At 63.6% G+C, this 19,602-nt stretch carries 19 protein-coding genes; 4 read left to right on the top strand and 15 right to left on the bottom strand.

What is annotated here, in order from left to right; genetic code table 11:
* Positions 1–30: 30 nt before the first annotated feature.
* The 3 genes from C7T36_RS19725 to C7T36_RS19715 all read right to left on the bottom strand — a co-directional run bounded on the left by C7T36_RS19725 (position 31) and on the right by C7T36_RS19715 (position 4,117).
* The gene (locus C7T36_RS19725; RefSeq protein ID WP_033234900.1) at positions 31–2,301 is read right to left on the bottom strand and encodes a polyribonucleotide nucleotidyltransferase; all 2,271 of its coding nucleotides are present in this window, start codon (positions 2,299–2,301) and stop codon (positions 31–33) included.
* A gap of 408 nt (positions 2,302–2,709) precedes the next feature.
* Positions 2,710–2,979, bottom strand: a complete 270-nt coding sequence (gene rpsO, locus C7T36_RS19720) for a 30S ribosomal protein S15 (protein WP_033234901.1) — start codon at positions 2,977–2,979, stop codon at positions 2,710–2,712.
* 157 nt (positions 2,980–3,136) lie between these two features.
* Entirely contained in the window at positions 3,137–4,117 is a 981-nt protein-coding gene (locus tag C7T36_RS19715; protein WP_045067300.1) for a bifunctional riboflavin kinase/FAD synthetase, read from the bottom strand.
* Positions 4,118–4,234: 117 nt separating this feature from the next.
* Here C7T36_RS19715 and C7T36_RS19710 point away from each other — a divergent pair, with 117 nt between their 5' ends.
* A complete protein-coding gene (locus C7T36_RS19710) occupies positions 4,235–4,996 on the top strand; it encodes a metal-dependent transcriptional regulator (protein ID WP_033234902.1) in 762 nt (253 codons plus the stop codon).
* A gap of 19 nt (positions 4,997–5,015) precedes the next feature.
* Here the strand turns inward: C7T36_RS19710 and truB are convergent, their stop codons facing one another.
* The 11 genes from truB to rimP all read right to left on the bottom strand — a co-directional run bounded on the left by truB (position 5,016) and on the right by rimP (position 16,193).
* Positions 5,016–5,939, bottom strand: coding sequence for a tRNA pseudouridine(55) synthase TruB (truB, locus tag C7T36_RS19705; protein ID WP_045067298.1), 924 nt, complete (start codon positions 5,937–5,939; stop codon positions 5,016–5,018).
* Between the two features lie 24 nt (positions 5,940–5,963).
* On the bottom strand, positions 5,964–6,623 hold the full coding sequence (locus C7T36_RS19700) for a 4'-phosphopantetheinyl transferase (RefSeq protein ID WP_045067296.1): 660 nt from the start codon (positions 6,621–6,623) through the stop codon (positions 5,964–5,966).
* A gap of 14 nt (positions 6,624–6,637) precedes the next feature.
* Positions 6,638–7,561: a metallophosphoesterase gene (locus C7T36_RS19695; protein ID WP_033234905.1), complete on the bottom strand. Its 924-nt coding sequence runs from the start codon at positions 7,559–7,561 to the stop codon at positions 6,638–6,640.
* Positions 7,546–8,964, bottom strand: a complete 1,419-nt coding sequence (locus tag C7T36_RS19690) for an MATE family efflux transporter (RefSeq protein WP_045067294.1) — start codon at positions 8,962–8,964, stop codon at positions 7,546–7,548. Before C7T36_RS19690 ends, C7T36_RS19695 begins: the two co-directional genes overlap by 16 nt.
* Before the next feature lie 10 nt (positions 8,965–8,974).
* Positions 8,975–9,979 carry a bifunctional oligoribonuclease/PAP phosphatase NrnA gene (locus C7T36_RS19685; protein ID WP_084702753.1) on the bottom strand — a complete coding sequence of 335 codons (1,005 nt, stop codon included), beginning with the start codon at positions 9,977–9,979 and terminating at the stop codon, positions 8,975–8,977.
* Positions 9,980–9,991: 12 nt separating this feature from the next.
* A complete protein-coding gene (gene rbfA, locus C7T36_RS19680; RefSeq protein WP_033234908.1) occupies positions 9,992–10,477 on the bottom strand; it encodes a 30S ribosome-binding factor RbfA in 486 nt (161 codons plus the stop codon).
* A 149-nt stretch (positions 10,478–10,626) separates the two neighbouring features.
* Complete coding sequence (locus C7T36_RS19675) at positions 10,627–10,917, bottom strand: DUF503 domain-containing protein (protein ID WP_033234909.1); 291 nt, start codon at positions 10,915–10,917, stop codon at positions 10,627–10,629.
* A gap of 139 nt (positions 10,918–11,056) precedes the next feature.
* The gene (infB, locus tag C7T36_RS19670) at positions 11,057–14,056 is read right to left on the bottom strand and encodes a translation initiation factor IF-2 (protein ID WP_084702751.1); all 3,000 of its coding nucleotides are present in this window, start codon (positions 14,054–14,056) and stop codon (positions 11,057–11,059) included.
* 108 nt (positions 14,057–14,164) lie between these two features.
* Positions 14,165–14,515, bottom strand: coding sequence for a YlxR family protein (locus C7T36_RS19665; protein WP_045067292.1), 351 nt, complete (start codon positions 14,513–14,515; stop codon positions 14,165–14,167).
* 44 nt (positions 14,516–14,559) lie between these two features.
* On the bottom strand, positions 14,560–15,591 hold the full coding sequence (gene nusA / locus C7T36_RS19660; RefSeq protein WP_033234910.1) for a transcription termination factor NusA: 1,032 nt from the start codon (positions 15,589–15,591) through the stop codon (positions 14,560–14,562).
* Positions 15,588–16,193, bottom strand: coding sequence for a ribosome maturation factor RimP (gene rimP / locus C7T36_RS19655; protein WP_033234911.1), 606 nt, complete (start codon positions 16,191–16,193; stop codon positions 15,588–15,590). The genes nusA and rimP overlap by 4 nt, the downstream gene beginning before the upstream one ends.
* A gap of 268 nt (positions 16,194–16,461) precedes the next feature.
* Between rimP and C7T36_RS19650 the strand changes: the two genes are divergently transcribed.
* Together C7T36_RS19650 and C7T36_RS19645 are read left to right on the top strand one after the other, a co-directional pair.
* Positions 16,462–16,965, top strand: a complete 504-nt coding sequence (locus C7T36_RS19650; RefSeq protein WP_033234912.1) for a hypothetical protein — start codon at positions 16,462–16,464, stop codon at positions 16,963–16,965.
* Entirely contained in the window at positions 16,962–17,408 is a 447-nt protein-coding gene (locus C7T36_RS19645) for a ferritin-like domain-containing protein (protein WP_033235019.1), read from the top strand. Before C7T36_RS19650 ends, C7T36_RS19645 begins: the two co-directional genes overlap by 4 nt.
* Before the next feature lie 52 nt (positions 17,409–17,460).
* On the opposite strand, the gene C7T36_RS19640 is transcribed toward C7T36_RS19645, so the two are convergent.
* Positions 17,461–18,873, bottom strand: coding sequence for a DHA2 family efflux MFS transporter permease subunit (locus C7T36_RS19640; RefSeq protein WP_045067291.1), 1,413 nt, complete (start codon positions 18,871–18,873; stop codon positions 17,461–17,463).
* A gap of 70 nt (positions 18,874–18,943) precedes the next feature.
* On the opposite strand from C7T36_RS19640, the gene C7T36_RS19635 reads away from it, so the two are divergent.
* A complete protein-coding gene (locus C7T36_RS19635) occupies positions 18,944–19,579 on the top strand; it encodes a TetR/AcrR family transcriptional regulator (RefSeq protein WP_045067290.1) in 636 nt (211 codons plus the stop codon).
* Positions 19,580–19,602: the final 23 nt, after the last annotated feature.

Genomic DNA, 19,602 nt, shown 5'->3' with positions numbered 1-19,602 from the left:
GGGCCGCATCGAACAAACCGAGAAGAAGTGCTACTCGGAAGCAGCCTCTTCAGCAGCCGGAGCGGCAGCGTCGTCGTTGCCCTCTTCCACGGGGATCAGCGAGATCTTGCCACGAGCATCGATATCTGCGATCTCGACGCGGATCTTGGATCCGACGTTGACCACGTCTTCGACCTTGGCAATACGCTTGCCACTGCCCAGCTTGGAGATGTGCACCAAACCGTCGCGACCCGGCAGGAGCGAGACGAAGGCACCGAAGGCGGTGGTCTTGACGACCGTGCCCAGGAACCGCTCGCCGACCTTGGGGAGCTGCGGGTTGGCAATGGCGTTGATCATGTCGATCGCGGCCTGTGCAGACGGTCCATCGGTGGCGCCGACGAACACGGTGCCGTCGTCTTCGATGGAGATGTTGGCACCGGTCTGCTCGGTGATGGAGTTGATCATCTTGCCCTTGGGGCCGATGACCTCGCCGATCTTGTCGACCGGGACCTTGATGGCCGTCACGCGAGGTGCAAACGGGCTCATCTCGTCCGGGGTGTCGATGGCCTCAGCCATGACCTCGAGGATCGTGGTACGAGCATCCTTGGCCTGCGCGAGTGCGCCGGCGAGGACCTTGGACGGGATGCCGTCGAGCTTCGTGTCCAGCTGCAGAGCCGTGACGAAGTCCTTGGTACCGGCAACCTTGAAGTCCATGTCACCGAAAGCATCTTCGGCGCCGAGGATGTCCGTCAGTGCCACGTAACGGGTTTCGCCGTCGACCTGGTCGGAGACGAGGCCCATGGCGATACCGGCAACCGGAGCCTTCAGCGGCACACCGGCGTTGAGCAGTGCAAGCGTGGAAGCACACACGGAGCCCATCGAGGTGGAACCGTTGGAGCTCAGCGCCTCGGAGACCTGGCGAATCGCGTACGGGAACTCTTCGACGCTGGGCAGAACCGGCATGAGTGCGCGCTCGGCAAGTGCGCCGTGACCGATTTCGCGACGCTTCGGCGAACCGACGCGACCCGTCTCACCGGTGGAGTACGGCGGGAAGTTGTAGTGGTGCATGTAGCGCTTGCTGGTCTCGGGGCCGAGCGAGTCGACCTGCTGAGCCATCTTGACCATGTCGAGTGTGGTGACACCCAGGATCTGGGTCTCGCCGCGCTCGAACAGTGCGGAACCGTGTGCGCGCGGGATGATCGCAACCTCGGCGGACAGCGAACGGATGTCCGTGACGCCGCGGCCGTCGATGCGGAACTGATCGCGCAGGATGCGCTGGCGAACCAGCTTCTTGGTGAGCGAGCGGAACGCTGCTCCCAGTTCCTTCTCGCGGCCTTCGAAGTTCGGTGCAACCTGCTCGAGAACCTCGACCTTGACCTCGTCGGTCTTGTCGTCGCGTTCCTGCTTGCCGGCGATTGTCAGTGCGGCATTGAGCTTTTCGGACGCAGCAGCCTCGACGGCAGCAAATACGTCGTCCTGGTACGCCGGGAAGACCGGGTAGTCACCCGTGGGCTTTGCAGCCTTGGATGCCAGTGCTGCCTGCGCAGCGCACAGACGGGCGATGAACGGCTTGGCAGCCTCGAGGCCTTCGGCGACGATGGTCTCGGTGGGAGCCTGAGCGCCGTCGGCGATCTTCGCGATGACGTTGTCGGTGGCCTCGGCCTCGACCATCATGATCGCGACGTCGGCGTTGTCACCGCTGCCGGAAACGACGCGGCCGGCGACGACCATGTCGAAGACGGCGTTCTCGAGCTGATCGACCGTCGGGAATGCAACCCACTGGCCGGCCTTGTTGTCCTCGGAGACGATGAGTGCAACACGCACGCCACCGACGGGACCGGAGAACGGCAAGCCCGCGATCTGCGTCGACGCGGATGCGGCGTTGATAGCCACGACGTCGTACAGATCCTGCGGGTTGAGGCTCATGACCGTGACGACGACCTGGATCTCGTTACGCAGACCGTCGACGAACGACGGGCGCAGCGGCCGGTCGATGAGGCGGCAGGTCAAGATCGCGTCGGTGGAGGGACGTCCCTCGCGACGGAAGAACGAGCCGGGGATGCGGCCCGCTGCGTACATGCGCTCTTCGACGTCCACCGTCAGGGGGAAGAAGTCGAAATGCTCCTTGGGGTGCTTGCTGGCGCTCGTGGCGGACAGCAGCATGGTCTCGTCGTCCAGGTAGGCAACGACGGCACCGGCGGCCTGCTGAGCAAGGCGTCCGGTCTCGAAACGGATGGTGCGGGTACCGAAGGACCCGTTGTCGATCACGGCGGTGGATTCGAACACGCCTTCGTCGACCTCTACTACGGAATTCTCTGTCATCTTTTTCTCTTCACTTCCCTCTCGTCTTCGCCGTACCCGCGCGGGCGTTCCCACCCTCCTGGTGGAAACTGCGCACCGAGGGACGTCCCCCTCTTGAATTGCAGAAGCTCTGCTTCGGGACGTCACTGACGTTCGGGGCGGCCGTCGATCGAAGTCCGCCGGAACCACAGGGCATTCGCCCGGTCCGGAGAACCACTACCGACAACCGACACCACGTTCTCTGATGCATACGGTGTGCTGACTTCGCATTGCACCAACTGTGCAAATGCGCCGACAGCGGAAACTGCCTTGCGGCAGCTAACGCCGAAAGCCAGCGAAGCCCAGTATATGCGTGGCTTCGCCGGCTAACGGAGTGTTCGGCAAACCGGAGCCTGCCGTGTTGCTTTCGATCAGCGTCGTGACAAAAATCTAGCGACGCAGGCCGAGGCGCTCGATGAGCGCACGGTAACGAGCGACGTCCGTCTTTGCCACGTACTTGAGCAGACGACGACGGCGACCGACCATCAAGAGCAGTCCACGACGTGAGTGGTGGTCATGCTTGTGGGTCTTGAGGTGCTCGGTGAGATCGGTGATGCGCTTGGTGAGCATTGCCACCTGAGCTTCGGGCGATCCCGTGTCGGTCTCGTGCAAGCCGTACTCGCCGAGAACGGCCTTCTTTTCTTCCGTGGTCAATGCCACTTGATTCACTCCTGTGATGACGTTTGCGTGAAAGGAACTAGATCGGACGCGGCCGCCGCAAACCGCAGCACACACCGAGAGAAGATTCTACCAGGACCGTTGCGATCGATTTACCGGTCGACGGCAAGTGTGTCAGCCGACACTCTGTTCCCGGGCGTCAGCCGACACTCTGTTCCGAGTCGTGATCCAGAATTTCACGCGCGCGCTCGACATCGCGATTCATTTCCGCGATCAGCGACTCGATGGAATCGAACTTCTCCATCCCACGGATCCGCGCCACCAGGTCGACGGCGACATGTTGTCCGTACAGATCTGCGTCGGCGTCGAGAACAAAAGCCTCGACGGTGCGAGCGCGACCGGAGAATGTCGGATTGGTGCCGACGGACACTGCCGACTTGTACCGCTTTCCCGGTACGAGCGTGCCCAACTCCTCGTCCGCCCCCAGAACGCTGAACCACGCCGCGTAGACGCCGTCGGCCGGAATAGCCGAGAACACCGGAGGCGCAACGTTTGCCGTCGGAAATCCGAGTTCACGGCCACGCTTGTCGCCGTGCACCACAACACCTTCGACGCGATGCGGTCGACCGAGCGCCTCGGTTGCCGCAGCCATGTCGCCGGCGTCGACGCACGAGCGAATGTAGGTCGACGAGAACGTCACCGCATGCTCGGCGAGCAATTGGACACCGTCGACGGCAAATCCGAATCGATCGCCCATCTCGCGAAGCAGATCGACGTTCCCCAGGGCTTTCTTGCCGAACGTGAAGTTGTCGCCCACGACAACCTCGGCAACGTGCAGGCGCTCCACCAGGATTTCGTGGACGTACCGCTCCGGAGTCAGCTTCATGAAATCCGCGGTGAACGGCATGACGCAGAAGACGTCGATGCCCAACTCTTCGGCCAATTCCGCACGACGCGCCAGCGTCGTCAACTGAGCCGGATGACTACCCGGTCGCACAACTTCCATGGGGTGCGGATCGAACGTCATGAGCACACTGGGAACCCCGCGCTTTCGCGCCGCGGCTACTGCCCGGGCAATTAATTGGGCATGCCCACGGTGCACACCGTCGAACACACCGATAGTGAGCACACAACGACCCCAATCGGCCGGAACTTCGTCGAGACCACGCCACCTCAGCACGAAAGGCAGCCTACGGGGCGCACCGTCAGTAGTTTCGATTGGACCCGCCGAGCGGTCTGGCACTGCACTACGTCGCAGGTACGGAACTTCCGCAATTCGTAGCCTAAGCTAAGTGTCGTGGCAGCTCACAAGACTGGACCCTCCGATACACACTCTGCACCGGATGGTGCCGCCGAATCCGGCGACGCGGATTCCCACCCGGACGGATCGATCGACACGCTTGCACTGTCCTCGGTCGCGCAGGACTACCTGAAGGTCATCTGGACCATTCAGGAGTGGTCACTCGAACGCATCTCCACGAAGTTGCTGTCCGAGAAGATGGGCGTCTCCGCCTCCACCGTGTCCGAAGCCATCCGCAAACTGTCCGATCAGGGCCTGGTCGATCACGCCCGATACGGATCGATCGCGTTGACGGACACGGGCCGGGCGGCAGCTGTCTCCATGGTGCGACGCCACCGATTGCTCGAAACGTATCTCGTTCACGAACTCGGCTACGGCTGGGACGAGGTTCACGACGAAGCCGAAATTCTCGAGCACGCCGTCTCCGACCTGATGATCTCGCGCATCGATGCCAAACTCGGCTTCCCCGAACGCGATCCGCACGGCGACCCCATCCCGGCCGCCGACGGGTCGATTCCCACTCCCCCGGCGCGCCAGCTCAGCGACTTCGCCAACGGTGAGCGCGGGCGGGTTGCGCGTATTTCCGACTCCGATCCGGAGATGCTTCGCTACTTCGATTCCGTCGGCGTCACACTCGACGTCGAGATCACCGTGGAGGAGCGTCGCGATTTTGCCGGCACCGTCTCCGTACGCTTGGGCGACAACCCCGACTGCATAGATCTGGGAAGCCCTGTCGCCCAAGCCATCTGGCTGGTCTGACTAGCCTGGTCCGGAGTGGCTAATCTTGGCGCAGTGTCGCCGGGCGGACGACCATGACCGAGCTCGCACGCTTTCCCTTTTCCTGCAGCAGGGCAATCGTATGCCCGCTGGGATCGATGGCCGCGTAGACACCTTTGAGCCCGATCGGTTCGAGCCACCGCCCCTGGCTGATGGCTTCGGCCTCGGCCACTGTGATCTGACGGTGTGGGAACGCAGTCTGGGCGGCCTGGTCGATATCGAGACTCACGCCGGGAGCCTCGGCGAGATCTTCGAGCGTGCGCGCGTGTTCGAGAGTGAACGGTCCGACACGCGTGCGACGCAGTGCCGTCAGATGACCGCCCACACCCAACGTTCGCCCGAGATCACGCGCCAGCGAACGAATGTAAGTGCCGGACGAGCACTCCACGTCGACGTCGAGGTCGACAAAGCCGCCCTCGATGTCGCGTCGGGCAAGAATCTCGAACGTCGACACCGTCACCGGACGCGCGGCAAGCTCGACGGTTTCACCCGCTCGCACCAGAGCGTGAGCTCGCTGACCGTCCACCTTGATGGCGCTGACACTGGCCGGGATCTGCTCGATGTCACCGGTCAGCGTCGCCACCACGGCGGCGATCTCCTCATCCGTCACGGCCGACGCATCCGCTGAGGTGAGTACTTCACCTTCCGCGTCGTCAGTGGTCGTCGACGCACCCAACCGGATGGTCGCCGAATACGCCTTGGTGGTCAGTGCCAGCAGACCGAGCAGTTTGGTGGCACGCTCCACGCCGAGAACCAGCACACCGGTTGCCATGGGATCAAGCGTTCCCGCATGGCCGACCTTGCGGGTATTCAACAGCTTGCGGCACCGGGCCACAACGTCATGGCTGGTGAGGCCTGCTTCTTTGTCGACGATCAAGATTCCGGCGCCGACAAGTCCGGAGGAAGGCTTTTCGCGAGCTGACACGGGTCTCGATTCTGCCAGCCGGACTCACTGCACCGAAATTGCCGTCAGGATCAGTCCGTCGGACACCATCCACCTACCGTCGAATTCGGTGAGCGGCGCACCGGACGTCGTCTCCCCCGGGACCAACAACTTGGATCGGAACGTGCCAGACGTATCCGATTCGGATTCGAACGTGATGTGTGCGTCCTCGAACCCCAACCACCGTTGTGTCAGTGGGAACCACGCCTTGTACGTGGCTTCCTTGGCGCAGAACAGGATTCGATCCCAGTGGACGGGACCGTCGCCGGCCTGCTCGCCCAGCCAGGTTCGCTCGTCCTCGATACTGACGGCCGGAAGCACCCCGTCCGGCAACGGTCCGTGCGGTTCGGCGTCGATACCGAGCGAACGAACCTGCATCGAGTACGCCAGCACCGCGCCGCGATATCCGTCGCAGTGCGCGAGGCTGCCGACAACGCCTTTCGGCCACAACGGCGCTCCCCGCTCCCCCCGCATGACGGGCGCCGCCGGGACGCCCAGTTTCCCCATGGCGGTGCGGGCAAGATTGCGCGTCGTCACGAATTCGCGACGACGCTTCTCCACCGCACGGCCGATCAGCGCCTCTTCGCTGGGATGCGGGACAAGTCCAGGCGGATCCTCGAACGCCTCGGCAATCGCGATGCCGCCGGGCAGAATCTGTTCGATCACGTATCGGTGCCTTTCTAGCGACCCGAGCGCATACGCTCGACTTCGGCTTCCTGCTCCGGCGTCACCTTGAAGTGGCCGCCCCATTTGTTCAACGTTCCCGGCGGGTACTCCGGCACCGGCAGAATCTGCCGCAACAGTTTCTCGGGCAGGCCGCGCCGACGCCACTCCCGTGGGTATCCGAGCGACACTTCCTCGAAGCGGACGCCGTCGTAGTAGGTGGTTCGCGGGATGTGCAGGTGCCCGTAGACCGAGCACACGGCGTTGTATTTCACATGCCAGTCCGCGGTCAGCGTCGTACCGCACCACAGCGCGAATTCCGGATAGATGAGCACGTCCGTCGGTTGACGAACCAGCGGAAAGTGATTGATCAGCACGGTCTTCGTGCCTTCGGGCAACGCGTCCAGACGCTCCTGCGTGTACGCGATGCGGGCACGGCACCACGCGTCGCGGGTTGCGTACGGCTGCGACGACAGCAGAAATTCGTCGGTGGCGACGACGTTCTTGTCCCGCGCGATCTCGAGGCCGTGTTCCTTGTCTCGCGCCCCGACGGGCAGGAACGAGTAGTCGTAGAGCAGGAACATCGGGACGAGCGTCACCGGACCGTCTTCGCCCTCCCACACCGGGAACGGATCCTCGGGCGTGATGACGTCGATCTCGCGGCACATGTTGACCAGGTACTCGTACCGCGGAGCGCCGTGAATCTGCACCGGGTCCTTGGCCGTAGTCCACAGTTCGTGGTTACCGGGAATCCAGATGACCTTCGCGAAGCGCGAGCGCAGGAGCGTGAGCGCCCAGCGAATATCGTCGGTCTTCTCCGACACGTCGCCGGCCAGGATCAACCAGTCGTCCGGGGAGTCCGGGAACAGGTCCTCCGTCATCGGCTTGTTGCCGTTGTGACCGACATGGATGTCGCTCACTGCCATCAGCTTTGCTGCCACGATCCCTCAGCTTCCTCACTCGAACGCTCGACTGCATGTGCAGTTGTCTCGGTTCCCGTCACAGCCCACTTGCCTGAGAGCGCACGCCAGGACACGGCAATCATCCGCAGTACGACAAACACGGTCAGGCCCGCCCAGATTCCGGCCAACCCCCAGTCGAAGGCCAGCGACATCCAGATTGCCGGCAGAAATCCGACCACCGCACACGCCATGGTGGCATTTCTCATGAAGGTCACATCACCGGCGCCGAGGAGAACTCCGTCGAGGGCAAACACGACTCCCGCGACCGGCATGATCGCGACGAAGAACCACCAGGCGATCGACATCTGCGCGAGCACCTCGTCGTCTGCCGTGAACAGTTGCGGGATCACTGAGTGCCCGGCGGCAAACAGAACGGCCAACAGCACTGCGAAGACCGTCGACCACACTGTGATCCGCCACGCCATTTTCTTGGCAGCAACCGCAAATCCGCCTCCCAGCGCGGCCCCGATCAGCGTCTGCGCGGCGATCGCCAATGAATCGAGAAGCAGCGCAACCAGGTTCCACAACTGCAGAACCACCTGATGCGCGCCCACCACGGCTGCTCCGAATCGCGACGCAACCGCCGCAGCCGACACGAAACAGGCTTGGAAAGCGAGGCTGCGGAGAATCAGATCTCGGCCCATGACCATCTGCGCGCGCATGATCGACACACGTGGTCTGACCGAGACTGGTTCGCGGAACAACGCCCACGCGAACAAGATGCCGGAAATACTCTGACCGACAAGATTCGCAACCGCCGAACCTTCGAGTTCGAGGCGCGGCGCACCCCATAATCCGTGAACCAGGATCGGGCACAGAACTGCCGAAATCCCCAGTCCCACAAGGACGAAGCGCAGCGGACGGATCGTGTTCTGCAGCCCGCGCATCCAACCGTTGCCGGCGAGGGCTACCAGAATGAGCGGCACACCCAGCACCGCGATGCGCAACCAACTCTCGGCCGCATCCGCGATATCGGAACCGCCCGCCACCGCCGACGTCAACGGCCCGGCAATCGCCTGCACCACCGCCACCAACAGCAGCCCGATCACCAACGCCAACCACGTTGCCTGAACACCTTCACCGACCGCCTCGCGATCGCGGCCGGCGCCGTGCAGTCGAGCCGCGCGAGCGGTGGTTCCATACGAGAGGAACGTCAACTGAGTGCTCACCAACGACAAGATGAGCCCGCCCACCGCCAGACCCGCCAACGGAAGGGCTCCGAGCCGTCCCACGACTGCGATGTCGAACAGGAGATAGAGCGGCTCGGCTGCCAGCACACCTAGCGCAGGCAACGCCAACCCGAAGATACGACGGCCGGTCACGTCGACCTCGGCGCCGGGATTTGTCGCTGTTGCAGGCGCAGGACTATCGGATGCGGTCACGATCGGACACTCACCCCAGTGCGGCAATCAACGCTGCAACCGTCTGCTCACTCGAATCGGTCGAGGTGTAGCCGGCCGAGAGCCGATGCCCACCGCCACCGAGACTCTCCGCGACAGCCGAGACGTCGACATCGGTCTTCGCGCGCAACGATATCGACCAGCTGCCGGTTTCCGATTCCTTGAGCACAGCGGCAACCTCGGCTTCCGACGTCGTCCGGACGATGTCGACAACGCTCTCGATTTCCTCGGACCGCAGATCTCCGATGTCGTCGCGGCGGATCACCGCGTATACGAGACCACGACCGCCCGCGGCGCTTCGTACCAGCGTCGCCGAGCCGAGAACCGACGACAGCATCGGCAGCCAGCCGAACGGATGCGTGTCGAGAAGTTGCCGAGCGATGGTGTCGCCGTCGATACCGGTGGCTAACAGCCGGGCCGCAAGAACATGCGTCGACGGCCCGCCCCAACGGAAGGACCCCGTATCGGTCACCAGACCGGCATACAGGCAATGGGCCACGTCACGATCGATCTCCACGCCCCAAAAATCGAACAACCGTGCCAGCAGAGCCGTCGTCGATGCTGCGGATTCGTCCACGACGTTGATCGCACCGAATTCCGAATTGGATCGATGATGATCCACGACGACAGTGCTGGCCGCACCAGCCAACCGATCCGCAAGAGCGCCCAAGCGCCCGGTGCTTCCCACGTCGACGGTGACCAGGACGTCCACTTCGGAACGCACGGAAGTCGGTGGAACCAACAGATGCAGACCGGGAAATCCGAGCATGGACTCGGGCAGGTGCGCAGGCCGGCTGAAGGCAACCTGAACCGAAACGCCCCTGCGCTCGAGCGCCAACCCCAATGCCAGACCGCTGCCGATAGTGTCTGCGTCAGGCTGGATGTGGCACAGGACAGTTGCCGTCCGAGCCGCATCCAGCACTTCGATTGCCCGCGCGAAGCCTGCCCGGCAAGGATCCTCGCAAGGGTCTCCGTCAGCGCGTGCGGTGATCGTCATCCTCGCTGCGGGTCAGTCGAGATCTCGAGCATCCGAGGCAACGACGTCGTCATCGTCGTCAGCAGCTACTCGTGGCTCCTTGTACGGATCTGCATCACCGGCAGGCTGAGCTCCCTCGCGAGCCTTGGCGAGCTCGCCGTCGGCGGCACGCGCACGAGCCAACAGCTCTTCCATGTGGCGCGCAGTATCGGGAACGGTGTCCGCGACAAACGTCAGCGTCGGGGTGAAACGGACACCGGTGCCGGCGCCCACCTTCGACCGGAGAACACCCTTGGCCTTCTCGAGACCGGCTGCAGCAGCTTCGACGTCGGGTGCGGAATCGACCTTTTCACCCATCACGGTGTAGTACACGGTCGCATCGTGCAGGTCGTTGGTGACCTTCGTGTCGGTGATGGTCACAAAAGCAAGCCGCGGATCCTTGATCTCGTGGTCGATTGCGGTCGCGACAATCGTGCCGATTCGTTTTGCGAGCTTACGGGCCCGGGCGGGATCCACCATGATCTCTGTCTCCTTCTCCCTGGACTTTCGATTCCACGGACATTCGATTTCACGCACATCCGATACGAGATAACTCGATCGTTCACAATGTTCGATTTACAAGAATTATTACCGACACCAGTCTTGTGCATCGCCGCCCACCGACCAAATCAGTCCTCGGGACCGAAGACGCGCCGACGTACGGCCAGTAACTGCATTTCCGGTCGCGCTGCAACCGCTCGCTCACAACGATCGAGTACGTCGTGCAGATGATCCATCGACGAACTGACCGCAGCAACACCGACCAAGGCGCGGCGAAGACGCCCCTGTTCCCCGGCTTCCGCCGCACTGATACCGAAACGCCGCAGTTCGGTCAGAATCGGCGACACCAGCGAACGCTTTTCCTTGAGGGAGTGGACATCTCCGAAAAGAATGTCGAACTCCAACGCACCTACGAACATTTTCCCCCAGACCGTTTCTCGTCCCAGACCGCTTCCTCGTCGGCATAGCCGAATGGACTCTCCCGGACATTGTGGTCAATGTCCAGGAGAGTCCATGTCAGTCAATAGTCACGAGCGCCCCCAGCGCCCGCGGCGACTACTAGTCGCGCGGCTTCTCACGAAGCTCGTAGCACTCCAGAACGTCACCGATCTTGATATCGGAGTAGGTGACGGTCAGACCACACTCGTAGCCTTCGCGAACCTCGGTGGCGTCTTCCTTCTCCCGCTTGAGCGAGGAGATGGTGACCGTCTCGGCGACAACCTTGCTGTCGCGGATGAGACGTGCCTTGGCGTTGCGACGGATGCTGCCCGACGTGACCAAGCAACCGGCGATGTTGCCGATCTTGGACGAACGGAACATCGCGCGGATCTCCGCCTTGCCCAGCTCGACCTCTTCGTACACCGGCTTGAGCAGACCCTTGAGAGCCTTCTCGACCTCGTCGATGGCCTGGTAGATCACCGAGTAGTACCGGATGTCGACACCCTCGCGGTTCGCCAGCTCGGTCGCCTTGCCTTCGGCACGGACGTTGAAGCCGATGATGATCGCGTTGGAAGCCGCTGCCAGGTTGACGTTGGTCTCCGTGACGCCACCGACACCGCGGTCGATGACGCGCAACTGCACCTCGTCGTCGATCGGGATAGCCAGCAGTGCCTCTTCGAGAGCCTCGACGGTTCCCGAGTTGTCGCCCTTGAGGATCAAGTTCAGCTGCGAATGTTCCTTCAGAGCTGCATCGAGATCGTCCAAGCTGATGCGCTTGCGGCTCTTCGCTGCCAACGCGTTGCGCTTACGTGCATTGCGACGGTCAGCGATCTGACGGGCAATACGGTCCTCGTCGACCACGAGCAGGTTGTCGCCTGCACCGGGGACGGACGTGAAGCCGATGACCTGAACCGGACGCGAAGGCAGTGCCTCGTGGACGTCCTCGCCGTGCTCGTCCACCATGCGGCGGACGCGGCCGTATGCATCACCGGCGACGATGGAATCGCCGACGCGCAGCGTTCCGCGCTGGATGAGCACTGTGGCAACGGGGCCACGGCCACGGTCGAGGTGAGCCTCGATCGCAACACCCTGTGCATCCATGTCCGGGTTTGCGCGCAGATCCAGGGAAGCATCCGCGGTCAGCAGCACAGCTTCGAGAAGCTGATCGATGTGCAGACCCTGCTTCGCCGAGATGTCGACGAACATGGTGTCTCCGCCGTATTCCTCGGCGACCAGTCCGTACTCGGTCAGCTGCTGACGGATCTTGTCCGGGTTAGCGCCTTCCTTGTCGATCTTGTTGACCGCGACCACGATCGGCACGTCGGCCGCCTGGGCGTGGTTGATCGCTTCCACCGTCTGCGGCATGACACCGTCGTCGGCTGCGACAACAAGGATCGCGAGGTCGGTGGCCTTGGCACCACGAGCACGCATAGCCGTGAAGGCCTCGTGACCGGGGGTGTCGATGAACGTCACGAGACGCTCGTTGCCCTCGAGCTCGGTGAGCACCTGGTAAGCACCGATGTGCTGCGTGATGCCGCCGGCTTCGCCCTCACGGACGTTGGCCTTACGGATCACATCGAGCAGACGGGTCTTACCGTGGTCGACGTGGCCCATGACGGTGACCACAGGCGGACGGGACTCGAGGTCCTCTTCTCCGCCGGCGTCCTCGCCGTAGGTGAGGTCGAAGTGTTCGAGCAGCTCACGGTCTTCGTCCTCAGGGCTGACGACCTGAACGACGTAGTTCATTTCGCCGCCGAGAAGCTCCAGCGTCTCGTCGTTGACCGACTGCGTTGCCGTGACCATCTCGCCGAGATTGAACAGTGCCTGCACAAGTGCTGCGGGGTTCGCATCGATCTTGTCTGCGAAGTCGGACAGCGACGCGCCGCGAGCGAGACGGATGGTCTCGCCGTTGCCGCGAGGCAGCCTGACGCCACCGACTGCGGGAGCCTGCATGCTCTCGTACTCGGCGCGCTTTGCCCGCTTCGACTTACGTCCACGACGAACTGCTCCGCCGGGACGACCGAATGCACCTGCTGCTGCGCCGCGCTGACCGGGACGGCCACCGCCACCGGGACGACCGCGGAAACCACCTGCGGGAGCTCCGCCACCGGGAGCACCTGCACCGGCACCTGCGCCGCCGCCGGGAGCTCCGCCACCGCGGTACCCACCGCCGCCGCCACCGGGACGACCGCCGGGAGCGCCACCGGGACGGCCCGGACGACCTGCGCCGCCACCGGGCGCGGGACGAGCGGAACGAGCAGGCATTGCACCCGGGTTCGGGCGAGGAGGCATGGAGCCGGGGCTCGGACGGGGTCCACCCTGACCTGCGGGCGGACGGGGTCCACCCTGGCCGGGAGCCGGACGAGGACCGCCCTGGCCGGGAGCCGGACGAGGACCGCCCTGGCCGGGAGCCGGACGGGGTCCACCCTGGCCGGGAGCCGGACGAGATCCACCCTGCGCCGCGGGACGCGGAGCGCCCGGACGAGGACCGCTCTGGCCCGGAGCCGGACGTGGTGCCGGACGCTCAGCCGGAGCCGAGGAGTACGGGTTGTTTCCGACGCGCGGAGCCTTGGGCATCGGACGAGGTCCACCGGGCTTTGCGCCGGTCGACGGTGCTGCCGGAGCAGCTGCAGCGGGTGCTGCCGGTGCCGCGGGAGCTGCCGGAGCCGGACGAGCCGGCTTCGGAGCGTTGCTGGGTGCAGCGGGCGCATTGAACGTCGGCGTGGGGACTGCCGGCGTCGTAGGAGCCGGTGCTGCGGGAGCGGACGGTGCTGCCGGGGCCGGAGCTGCAGCAGCCGGGGCTGCCGGTGCTGCGGGAGCCGGTGCGGCCGGCTTGGGGCCGGGACGCTGCCCGGGACGCGGTGCGCCGGGCTTTGCTGCCGACGGCGACGGTGCGCCTGGCTTTGCTGCGGGCTTTGCCGCTGCGTCGCCGGACGCGGGCTTGGTTTCTGCACCACCGGCAGACGGGAATGATTCCCGCAGACGACGTGCGACGGGCGCCTCCACTGTGGATGACGCAGACTTTACGAACTCGCCCTGCTCTTTGAGCGTTGCGAGTAGTTCCTTGCTGGTAACACCGAGCTCTTTAGCCAACTCGTGTACGCGGGCCTTGCCTGCCACTGCTCTCCTCACTGATGAGGTCGAGCAGGAGGCATCCCACAGATGTGGGTCCCACACGACCTCGGGTTATAGCCGATGGACGTTCATCGTTGGTGCTTCACGGTGTGCTCATGAGTGCTTGTGCCTGTTCTTCTCGAGAGGTACTGCTTTTGTGTGAACTGCGTCGACCAGCTGGTCGACAGCGGACGTGTCCAGATTTCCGGACACTCGCAGTGCTCTGCTGAATGCTCGGCGCCGCTCTGCCAGGCTCAGGCAACTCGGATCCAGGTGCAGCCATGCACCTCGACCGTGGAGCCTTCGCAATACGTCGGGGACAAGCAGGGAACCCTCCGGCCCCTGCCCACCAACCACGACCCTCAACAGATCGGCAGCCGACCCTTGTTCCCTGCATCCCACACACGTTCTGACCGGCGAACCGGGCGTCGCGCGCGCAAAATCCGAGGACTCACGTCGAACCATCGTCTACTCTACCGTCGAACTGTCTGGAACACTGCATTCCACCGTTATCCGTTTGACGCGCCGGAGCGATCCGACGCGTCGTCGACCGGTGCTGCATCGCTTCGAATATCGATACGCCAACCGGTCAACCGTGCAGCAAGGCGGGCATTTTGACCCTCCTTGCCGATGGCCAGCGACAGCTGGAAATCAGGCACGATAACCCGAGCTGCGCGGGCATCGAGGTCGACAACAGTGACGGAGACCACTTTCGACGGAGAGAGTGCGTTGCCCACAAATGTCGCGGGGTCCTCGTCGTAGTCGATGATGTCGATCTTCTCGCCGGCAAGTTCGCTCATGACGTTACGCACGCGCTGCCCCATGGGACCGATGCATGCACCCTTCGCATTGAGCCCGTGAACGCGCGACGCAACCGCGATCTTGGAACGGTGACCAGCTTCGCGGGCAACATTGATGATCTCGACGCTGCCGTCGGCAATTTCGGGAACCTCGAGTGCAAACAGCTTCCGAACCAGGTTCGGGTGGGTGCGCGACAGCGTGATCTGCGGGCCGCGCGCGCCGCGGGCAACCCCGACGACGTAGCACTTGATGCGCTCGCCGTGCTCGTAGCTTTCACCAGGAACCTGCTCGGCCGGCGGGAGCAGGCCTTCGGTGCCATGCGCGTCGCTGCCGATTCGCACGACAACCATGCCACGCGAGTTCGCGCGGGTGTCTCGCTGGATCACACCACCGACGATTTCACCTTCGTGCGTCGAGTACTCGCCGAAACTGCGCTCGTGCTCGGCATCACGCAGACGCTGAAGAATCACCTGACGCGCGGTGGTCGCCGCGATCCGGCCGAAGCCCTCGGGGGTGTCGTCCCACTCGGCGCCCACCATATTTCCGTCGGAGTCGGTGTCGTGAGCCATGACTCGCACCGATCCGGTCTTGAGATTGACGTCGATCCGAGCGTTCTGCTTGTGGCCCTCGGTGTGTCGGTACGCCGTCAGCAGCGCGGTCTGGATCGTGGCGATCACTGTTTCGATCGGGACGCCTTTTTCGGCCTCGATCGCTCGCAACGCTGCAATGTCGATATTCACTTGTCGAACCCTTCTTCGTTATCTACGTCTTCTACGTCTTCTTCGGAATCGAGCACCTGTGCGTCGGACTCGTCGAGGTCCGTATGCACTGCCCGACCCTCCGGAATTCCTCCGGCAAGTTCCAGCTCTGCGTCGCTCGGCTTCGAAAACTCGACCTGCACAACAGCTTTCTGCACGTCTGCCAGCGGTATCTCGCGGACTGTCAGACCGCCGCGACCGTTCATGACCACTGCAACCGAATCCTCGCCGAGGACACCGATTCGACCGACGACGGTCTCGTCGGCAAGATCGATGCGCGCTTTGCGCCCACGTGCGCGGCGCCAATGTCGCTCTGCTGTCAGCGGCCGATCGATCCCGGGCGACGTGACCTCGAGCGTGTACGGCGCTTCCCCGATTTCCTCGAGGCTGTCGAACAACTCGGAGACGAGCCGACTGATCTCGGCAGCGGCATCCAGTTCGATACCGGCGTCACTGTCCACCATGATGCGAACGGCGCTGTGCTTGCCCGCATTAGTGACTACGACGTCCTCGACGTCGTAGCCCTTGGACTGCACGAGTTCGGAGACCAGCTCGATAACCCTGTCCTTGGATGGCACCGGCATCTCGCGAACTCCTCGTTTCAGTTGTCGTCGACTCGCATCGACTCGGTGTTGTCAGTCTGCGTGGCTCAGGCCTGTGTGATGCAGGTCTCGAAGTAGCAGGTACCCAGTTTGTGGGCATGCCAAAGACACCATTCGCCACACTGTCCGGCCAAGCATCCAAGAGTACCGCCCCTTCGAGATGCCTGCGACCAGACCGACCGTTACACATCACACGTGAACACGTTTGCCTGATTCGAACGAATCGCGCGGTACCTGGCACCATGGACGAGTGCTGACGCCCTTATCCACCACCTCCCACTCCCGCCGGAGTGCGCTGAAGATCGCAGGTGCGGCGTCGATCGGCGCCATCGCCTTCGCGGCCACAGCGTGTACTGACAACGGCTCCGCCCAGGCCGCCGTAGAAGTCGACCAGCTGACCTCGCAGGCCGATCGCGCACGAGCAGACGCCGCCGCTGCAAGCAATTCGATCGCGCTGGCACCGGAACGTGTTGCCGCGCTCACGACGATCAGCGCGGAGCGCACCGCTCATGCCGATGCCCTCGACGCCGAGATCGCGCGAGCGGCAGGCGGGGGTGCCGGCACCACGTCAACGCCGTCAGCGTCGTCGACCGCACCGGCAGCGCCCGCGGGGATCGACGCCGTGCGCGCGTCGTTAGCGGAGTCCGCTCGCAGCGCTGCCGATCTCGCTCGGACGACATCGGGCTATCGCGCCGGACTACTCGGTTCGATCAGCGCGGCGTGCGCCACCCAGACGGCGGTACTGCTGCCATGAGCATTCTGCGCACATCGACAACCAGTGATTCAGCCGTGCTCGACGCCATCGAATCCGAGAACGCCGCAATCTTCGCTTACGGCGTCGTCGCAGCGTTCTCCAACCCGGCTCGGGCCAGCGAGGTTGCCACCCACATGGCAACCCACCGGGCGCGCCGTGACGCTCTGTCCGTCATCGCCGTCGACGCGGGCCTCACTCCCCCGATTGCCGCCGCCGGCTACGACATCCCTTTCCCGGTCACCGACGCCATCACGGCGGCGCAGTTGGCGGCACAGATCGAAGCCGATACCGCGGCTGCGTATCGCGCGTTGATCGAACAGGCCGATTCCGACGATCTCCGCACTTTCGGAGTCGAGGCGCTCACAGACGCCTCGATCCGCGGGGCCGGCTGGAACCTCGCACTCGGGACAACTCCCGCAACATCGGCGTTTCCCGGCGAATAGTGCTGTGCGCCTTCATTAACCGCCCGCGGTTGATAAGGGCGCACAGCAAAACTCACTTCCGAGTCGGCACAAACCACGCCGCCACTACCGCGACCAGTACAAAACATCCGCCGACTCGCAGGGCCGGCGTCAGTGCTTCGCTGTATCCCAGCGGCGTCAACGCTCCACCTGCGGCCAGGAACACCGCTGGCAGGACTGCGATTCCCAATGCGACGCCGATCTCGCGAAGTGTTGCGTTGGTCGAACTGGCCGTGCCGTGATCCGGCGCGTCCATGTCGACGAGTACCGCGGTGGCATTGGGCGCGAAGGTCAGCCCCATGCCGATTCCGGCCATGAGAAGTGCGGGGACGAGTGACGCGTACGTGGCGTCGGGACCGATGCGAGCAGCCAACCAGAACAACGCGCCGGCTTGCAGACCGAGACCGGTGAGAAGCAGCGGTCGCAGTCCCACTTTCGGGGCGAGGAAGCCCGCGAGCGGCGCGAAGACCATCGGCGCCGCTGTCCACGGAAGCGTCCGCAACCCGGCTTCGAACGGTGTGAACCCCATCGCGATCTGGAGGTACTGCGAGAGCAGGAACACCGCACCGAAGATGCCGATCGAGAAGGTCAGTCCGATCACGTTTGCCATCGAGAAGCTTCTGGATCGGAACAGACGCAACGGCATCACGGGGTGCGACGTGGTTCGTTCGCGAACGATGAACAGCCCCAAGGCAACTACGGCACCCACCAGCGATGCGACAACACCGAAGGAACCCCAACCGTCGTCGTTTCCGTGAACGATGCCCCAGACAGCGAGGAACACACCAAGTCCGGCCAGCGCGACCCCGGCGACGTCCAAAGGCTGCTTCCGCCCGGTCGATTCGCGCAGTGCATACATTGCGAGCGGAACTGCGACGATTGCTACCGGCACGTTGATCCAGAAGATCCCTTGCCACGAAAAACCGTCGACCACAGCGCCGCCCACCACCGGACCCATCGCGATACCGAGCCCCGATACTCCACCCCAGATGCCGATTGCCATGGCGCGCTTGGCTTCCGGAACCGCAGCCACGAGCAGTGTCAGCGAGAGCGGCATGATGGCGGCAGCGCCGACGCCTTGAACGGCGCGTGCCGCGATCAACAGCCCTGCCGATGTCGAGAGCGCGGAGGCAATTGACGCCGCGGTGAACAGTCCGATCCCGCCCACGAACATGCGTCGCCTACCCCAGCGATCGCCGAGCGTCGTCGCCGACAACATCAGCGTCGCAAACGCAAGCGTGTACGCATTCATGAACCACTGCAACTGGCTCACGGACGCATTCAGATCTTTCTCGATCACCGGCAATGCGCTGGTCATCACCAGATTGTCGAGGGTTGCCATGAACATCGGCAGGGACGCCGCGACGATCGCTATCGCAACCGGTACTGATCGCCTGCGGGTCCCTTCGGAACCGGGTGCGGCACCGGCATTCGCCAAAACAGTCATTGCACGCCTTCGATTAGGTATCAGTTGATTACTTAATTGACGCTAAGTTATCAACTGATAACCTGTCAATATGTCGAGCGAAGATTCCGCCTCACCCAAGCGAAGGATGAGCGCGCCCCAGCGCCGGGCACTTGTCCTTGCAGCAGCCACCAGGGCCTTCGCCCGCGGCGGATATTCCGGCACCAGCACCGATGCGGTCGCGAAGGAAGCCGGCGTCTCGCAGCCGTACATCGTGCGCATGTTCGGAACGAAAGCAGAACTGTTCCGGGCAGTGTTCGCGCGAGCACTCGACGAGATCGTCCGAACCTTCACCGAAAAGCTGGACACACTTGATATCGAGCCTGACGATCCGGAGTTCTGGGCCGAGCTCGGTTCCGCCTACGGCGAGCTGATCCTGGACCGCGATCTACTGCTCGTCATGCTGCACGGGTTCGCCACCGGCACAGACGACATCGCCACCGTGTCACGGTTCGCGATGTCGAAGATCTACAGCCTGGTGCGTGATCGAACCGGTTGTACCCCCGAGCAGGCCCGGATGTTCATCGCCAACGGCATGCTCATCAACAATCTGCTCGCGATGAAAGCGCCGGAACACATCGACGAGGATCCCGCGTTAGGGGAACTGTGCGTCAGCGTCTTCGGCGAATCGGCCGCAACAACACTCTCCGCCACCGGCACCGCGCTTGCATCCGACTCGGACACTTGACCGGCCACTGGGATTTACGTCAC

This window comes from Rhodococcus sp. AD45-ID (assembly GCF_003023755.1).
Lineage (GTDB): Bacteria > Actinomycetota > Actinomycetes > Mycobacteriales > Mycobacteriaceae > Rhodococcus_F > Rhodococcus_F globerula.
Note: the sequence above shows the minus strand (reverse complement) of the source record. Positions and strands in the feature narration are given on the sequence as shown.

Coding starts and splice junctions, on each gene's coding strand:
- C7T36_RS19645 (WP_033235019.1), top strand. CDS start 16,962: ATGAGCATTCTGCGCACATCGACAACCAGTGATTCAGCCGTGCTCGAC.
- C7T36_RS19685 (WP_084702753.1), bottom strand. CDS start 9,979: ATGACGATCACCGCACGCGCTGACGGAGACCCTTGCGAGGATCCTTGC.
- C7T36_RS19635 (WP_045067290.1), top strand. CDS start 18,944: ATGTCGAGCGAAGATTCCGCCTCACCCAAGCGAAGGATGAGCGCGCCC.
- C7T36_RS19640 (WP_045067291.1), bottom strand. CDS start 18,873: ATGACTGTTTTGGCGAATGCCGGTGCCGCACCCGGTTCCGAAGGGACC.
- rimP (WP_033234911.1), bottom strand. CDS start 16,193: ATGCCGGTGCCATCCAAGGACAGGGTTATCGAGCTGGTCTCCGAACTC.
- C7T36_RS19725 (WP_033234900.1), bottom strand. CDS start 2,301: ATGACAGAGAATTCCGTAGTAGAGGTCGACGAAGGCGTGTTCGAATCC.
- C7T36_RS19675 (WP_033234909.1), bottom strand. CDS start 10,917: ATGTTCGTAGGTGCGTTGGAGTTCGACATTCTTTTCGGAGATGTCCAC.
- rbfA (WP_033234908.1), bottom strand. CDS start 10,477: ATGGTGGATCCCGCCCGGGCCCGTAAGCTCGCAAAACGAATCGGCACG.
- C7T36_RS19665 (WP_045067292.1), bottom strand. CDS start 14,515: ATGGTTCGACGTGAGTCCTCGGATTTTGCGCGCGCGACGCCCGGTTCG.